A 4,898-nucleotide genomic window follows, 5' to 3' on the forward strand; every position below is an offset into this window, starting at 1 on the left:
CAACGCCAATTAAATCATCGGCATGACCACGACACACCGGAAAACGCGAGTGGGGTGATTGGGTCAGCAGCTTTAAGTTTTCTTCAATTGAATGTTCAACGTCGAGAAATACAATGTCAGAACGTGGCACCATTAAAGACGAAATGCTGCGCTCATCCAGGCGAAACACGTTTTTCACCATGGTATGTTCGTTGTGTTCTATCACACCTGAGCTGGAGCCTTCCTGCAACATGGCATGAATATCTTCATGGGTGACGTTGGATTCCTGGTTTTGCGAAAAACCAAATAAGCGCATTAAGGCATGGGTAGAGCCCGACAATAACCAGACAAAAGGTTTGGTGAGAAGCGCCAGCAATAACATAGGTTTAGCCATCACACAGGCGATAGTTTCGGCGCTGATTTGGCCAATACGTTTTGGTACCAGTTCACCAACAACTATCGAGACGTAAGTCACCACAATAACCACCAAAACGGTGGCAAAAATGCTGCTAAAAGCCGCCGGCATACCCATACCCTGCAACCAGATAGCAAAAGGGCCGGCCAGAATAGCTTCACCAAAGATACCGTTTAAGATACCAATTGACGTGATACCAATCTGCACTGTAGATAAAAACTGGGTTGGGTCTTCGGCCAGCTTCAGCGCTATGGCTGCTGAGGATTTGCCGTTATGGGCAAGGGCTGTCAGCCTTGATTTGCGCGCTGTAACTATCGCAATTTCGGACATGGCAAAAATGCCGTTTAACAGAATTAAACTAACGAGGATCAGGATTTCCATACAAACCGTAATGTTGCTGCGAAGCGGCGAGTATAACAAAAAGTTGCTTCAGCACCAGTCTTTGTCTTGGTTATTCAAACAACTGTTTCAACTTTGCCGGAAAATTTCGCCGGGCGTGACTATAAGCGACAGTGGAATATCCCAGGCTGCAATGGGTAGTTGCACAACTTGCTGACACTGATGCGCCAGGCCTATTAACAGTGGCTTTTTTTGCAAAGGTTTCGCCTGTGTAAGCCCAGCCTGAGTGGTATTTGCCTGGTTAAATACGGTTTTATTGGCGCTGCTGGCTTCGAGCTGACTTAAAGTTCTGTCATAAAAACCACCGCCCATGCCAAGGCGATTGCCTTTGTTATCAAAAGCCACCAGCGGGGTGCAAATTACATCAAGCTTTGCGACAGGTATCAGCTGTGCACAATTAAGCACTGGCTCTGGTATCTGAAACTGGTTGAGTTTCATTGGTGTATCTTGCTGATAAGACTGAAAAATAAGATAACCTGGTACAAAAGGGTGCAAAATGGGCAGATAAATTTGTTTGCCAGCTTGCCATAACGCCTGGATCAGCGGTGTGGTATCCAGTTCAGCGTCGTTGCTTAAATACAAGGCAATATGAGTGGCATCAACGATTTGTGGCAGTTGTAACAGCTGCTCTGAAAGCTGTTGGGCGGCTTGTTGCTGCTGCTCTGGGCTTAAGGCTTTTCGAAGTTTACGCACTTGCTGGCGGATAGCCTGACGTTGGCTGTTGATATCGGCAAGTGGTGTTAAATCTGTCATCACAAATTACATCAAAAAATTGAACTGCAGCGAGTTTTGCACAGAAGCACAATAGAGTACAAATTCTGTTGCCCTTATTGTTAGAGCGCTGATACAAAGAGGAAATTTAGAACCAATCAAATAACTACAAATGATATTGTTTAATATTTCAGCGGCTTATTTAAGTTGAATAAAGGGGTATTAAAAGAAAGGAAGTGTTCTCCGAATTGCCGTGTCAAACGTTAGCCTCGAACCATAGGTTCAAGGCGGAAGTCAGATCAGCACCGCAGGCTTCCCGGTACGGGCCGGGCTTGCACAATAGTGCTGGAAAAGAATTCCTATGTTAAAACAAGTATCGGCTCGGGGACATCAGTCTGAACACAAACAACCCAGAGAACTCAAACAGTATATCAGCTGCAAACCGCGCCGTAAGCCCTAATCTGCGTTCTTTTTCAGTTCCAGCAACTCGTTGCACAAATTTAATGCAATCATCAGCAGCACGTCTTCGGCGCCGTGTACACCAGGCTGATATTTGGTTTTGCTGACACGTTCTTCCAGCTCCAGCATGGCATTTTGTAATTTTTCTTCCTGACCGGCCGGGCAGGCAATTTTCATATGACGACCGAGCACAGAGACTGTTAATTGTTTTGGTTTAGGCTTGCTGTTGCCGGTTTCTGCTGTTGGTTTTTTTGGATACATATCAACCTATCTTTCCATCTTGGGCGCTGACTATCTGAAGGCGGCCGACAGGCTCTGACTTGGCGCTGCCTGGCGGCGGTGATAGCATAGTGTCAATTATCATTGTGAATACCGGATTAATATGACTTCTCAACTGCTGCTTAACTACGATCACTGGACCAGTCAACTTGATCAACATTCGGTGATGGCGTCAGCTGCCGAGTTACAGGGATTGATTGCCGGTATGCTCAGTGCCGGTATTCCGGCGGATGCGGGCACGATTTTACCAGTTCTGTACGACTTCTTAAACGACGGGCAAGCGCTGAATGCACATTTAAAAGGCTTAATTGAACAATTAATTGCCGAAACAGCCCGTCAGCTGGCCGAAGAAGATTACAGCCTGCAGTTATTATTGCCCAGCGACGACGATGCTATGCCCGAACGGCTGGAAGCCATGATTGAATGGGCTCAGGCTTTTTTAGTAGGTTTTGCCATTCAACAAACTGATTTGTCGTTGGTTTCCCCCGATGTACGTGAGGCTATTGATCAGCTGACAGAAGTCACCCGTATTGATATTTATACCGAAGACGATGCCAGCGAAGCGGAAAATGAAGAGTCTTATTTCCTGGTGCTGGAGCATATGCGTTTGTTGGTGTTGACCTGCTTTAACGAAGTAGGTCAAAAATTTACCATCAGCGAAGTCGCTGCCAAAACCCTGCATTAATTAAATTGCTGTTGTCAGGAGATTGAGTTTTATGGCATCCACTCTGGTTCCAACTGTGGCTCCCGCTGTTTTTGCCAGCCGCCGCGCCCGTCTGATGGCGCAGCTGCCGAATAATTCAGTGTTGCTGGTAAGCGCAGCTGCTGAAATTACCCGAAGCCGCGATACCGAATTTGCCTTTCGTCAGGACAGCGATTTTAACTATCTGACCGGTTTTCCTGAGCCCGATGCTTTGTTAATTATGCAAAAATCAGCGGCAGGCGAAATGACAGAGCTGCTGCTGTGCCGGCCAAAAGACGAGCTGGCAGAAATATGGCAAGGCCGCCGTTATGGCGCTGCGCTCGCAGCTGAAACCTTTGGTTTACCCGCTATCAGCCATGAAAATCTGCCGCTTGAAGTACAAAATGCGCTAAATCAAAAAACTACGCTGGTGTATAGCCAGGGCACTTATGCTGAATTTGATGCGCTGGTGAGCAGCACTCTGGCGACTTTGCGCAAATACCCAAAAAAGGGTTATCAGGCGCCAACGCAACAATTTGATTTACGGCCTATTATTGCCGAACTTCGGTTATTTAAAGACGAAGCCGAAATCAGCATGATGCAAAAAGCCTGCAAAATCAGTGCACAAGCGCATTGTAACGCTATGCAACAATGTAAAGCCGATATGTGGGAATATCAGTTAGAAGCCATTATCCGTTTTCATTTTGCCATGCAAGGTGCAAGGGATGCTGGCTACAACACCATAGTGGGCGGCGGCGAAAACGGCTGTATTTTGCATTACACCGACAATAACGCACAGCTTAAAGACGGCGATTTAGTGCTGATTGACGCCGGTTGTGAGCTGGCCGGTTATTCGGCCGACATTACCCGCACTTTTCCGGTTAATGGTAAATTCAGCGCCGAACAAGCCGCGCTTTATCAGGTGGTGCTTAACGCCCAATACGCTGCCTGCGCTGCAGTCAAACCTGGCAACAGCACCAAAGACACTGTGGCTGCCGCTATTGCAGAGCTCACCAAAGGCCTGCTGGAGCTTGGTATTTTGCAGGGTGAACTTGATACGCTTATTAAAGAACAAGCCTGTAAAAAGTATTTTATTCATGGCCTTGGTCATTGGCTTGGGCTTGATGTGCATGACGTTGGCGCTTACAAAGTGAATGATGTGGAGCGGCCCTTTGAACCAGGTATGGTGCTGACGATAGAGCCAGGTCTTTATATCCCGACAGGCTCGGACTGCGACAAAAAATGGTGGGGCCTGGCGGTACGGATTGAAGATGATTTGTTGGTGATCAAAGAAGGTCATCTGAATCTGACCGATGATGTGCCAAAAGAAATTGCCGCTATTGAAGCTTTAATGGCTGGTTCTGTATAAAACCTGGCTGCTCAATTCAATCGGGTTAAATCCAATCGGGTTAAGAGTAAAGCCAGGTTAAGAGTAAGAATCAAACCCTGTTTGTGTCTGGTGCACAAACCAACAGTTACACAAGGAATTCAGTTGCAGACTGATACTTTTGATCTGGTGATTGCCGGTGGTGGTATGACAGGCGCCATGCTGGCTTATGCTTTGCTTTCACAAAATCCGGCGCTGACAGTTGCTATTGTTGAACAACAAGCTGCTGAAACAGAAGCCGCACCCAAACTCAGTTTTGACAGCCGCAGCATAGCGCTTGCCGCCGGCAGTATTGAGTTGTTGTCGGCCTGGGGCTTGTGGCAGGAACTGGCAGAGCATGCTTGTGCTATTGAACATATTCAGGTGTCGGATAAAGGCCATTTTGGCAAAGTGTATTTGTCGGCCGCTGAATTTAACCGGCAAAGCCTGGGGCAAGTGATTGAAATTGAATGGATTGGCGCTGTTTTATATAAAAAACTCAGCCAGTTTGCCAACAAAGGTAACTTAAGCTGGTTCAGGCCGGATCAAATTACCGCGCTTAAGCCCACAGCCGAGCACTACCAGCTCGAACTGCAAAGTGGCCGCAA

General features: G+C 47.2%; 6 protein-coding genes and 1 other RNA gene. 3 read left to right on the top strand and 4 right to left on the bottom strand.

All coding sequences use genetic code 11. The annotated features are described in order from the left end of the window. From RCH83_RS12605 to RCH83_RS12620, 4 genes are all read right to left on the bottom strand, one after another. Positions 1-775: hemolysin family protein (locus RCH83_RS12605; RefSeq protein ID WP_306522614.1), on the bottom strand; the 775-nt coding region annotated here is incomplete at its 3' end. Positions 776-862: 87 nt separating this feature from the next. Continuing rightward, positions 863-1,546 (bottom strand): 5-formyltetrahydrofolate cyclo-ligase, encoded by a 684-nt coding sequence (locus RCH83_RS12610; protein WP_306522616.1) that lies wholly within the window; start codon positions 1,544-1,546, stop codon positions 863-865. Between the two features lie 194 nt (positions 1,547-1,740). Next, a non-coding RNA gene (gene ssrS / locus RCH83_RS12615) (6S RNA) lies at positions 1,741-1,924 on the bottom strand. A gap of 36 nt (positions 1,925-1,960) precedes the next feature. Beyond that, positions 1,961-2,224 carry a cell division protein ZapA gene (locus RCH83_RS12620; RefSeq protein WP_306522618.1) on the bottom strand — a complete coding sequence of 88 codons (264 nt, stop codon included), beginning with the start codon at positions 2,222-2,224 and terminating at the stop codon, positions 1,961-1,963. Positions 2,225-2,345: 121 nt separating this feature from the next. Between RCH83_RS12620 and RCH83_RS12625 the strand changes: the two genes are divergently transcribed. The 3 genes from RCH83_RS12625 to RCH83_RS12635 form a co-directional block, all read left to right on the top strand. Beyond that, complete coding sequence (locus RCH83_RS12625; RefSeq protein WP_306522620.1) at positions 2,346-2,927, top strand: UPF0149 family protein; 582 nt, start codon at positions 2,346-2,348, stop codon at positions 2,925-2,927. Between the two features lie 31 nt (positions 2,928-2,958). Further along, positions 2,959-4,293: a Xaa-Pro aminopeptidase gene (gene pepP / locus RCH83_RS12630; RefSeq protein WP_306522622.1), complete on the top strand. Its 1,335-nt coding sequence runs from the start codon at positions 2,959-2,961 to the stop codon at positions 4,291-4,293. 123 nt (positions 4,294-4,416) lie between these two features. Beyond that, the coding region (locus RCH83_RS12635; protein ID WP_373689770.1) for an FAD-dependent monooxygenase at positions 4,417-4,898 on the top strand (482 nt) is incomplete at its 3' end.

The organism is Rheinheimera sp. (genome assembly GCF_030824435.1).
Taxonomy (GTDB): domain Bacteria; phylum Pseudomonadota; class Gammaproteobacteria; order Enterobacterales; family Alteromonadaceae; genus Pararheinheimera.

Coding starts and splice junctions, on each gene's coding strand:
- RCH83_RS12610 (WP_306522616.1), bottom strand. CDS start 1,546: ATGACAGATTTAACACCACTTGCCGATATCAACAGCCAACGTCAGGCT.
- RCH83_RS12620 (WP_306522618.1), bottom strand. CDS start 2,224: ATGTATCCAAAAAAACCAACAGCAGAAACCGGCAACAGCAAGCCTAAA.
- RCH83_RS12625 (WP_306522620.1), top strand. CDS start 2,346: ATGACTTCTCAACTGCTGCTTAACTACGATCACTGGACCAGTCAACTT.
- pepP (WP_306522622.1), top strand. CDS start 2,959: ATGGCATCCACTCTGGTTCCAACTGTGGCTCCCGCTGTTTTTGCCAGC.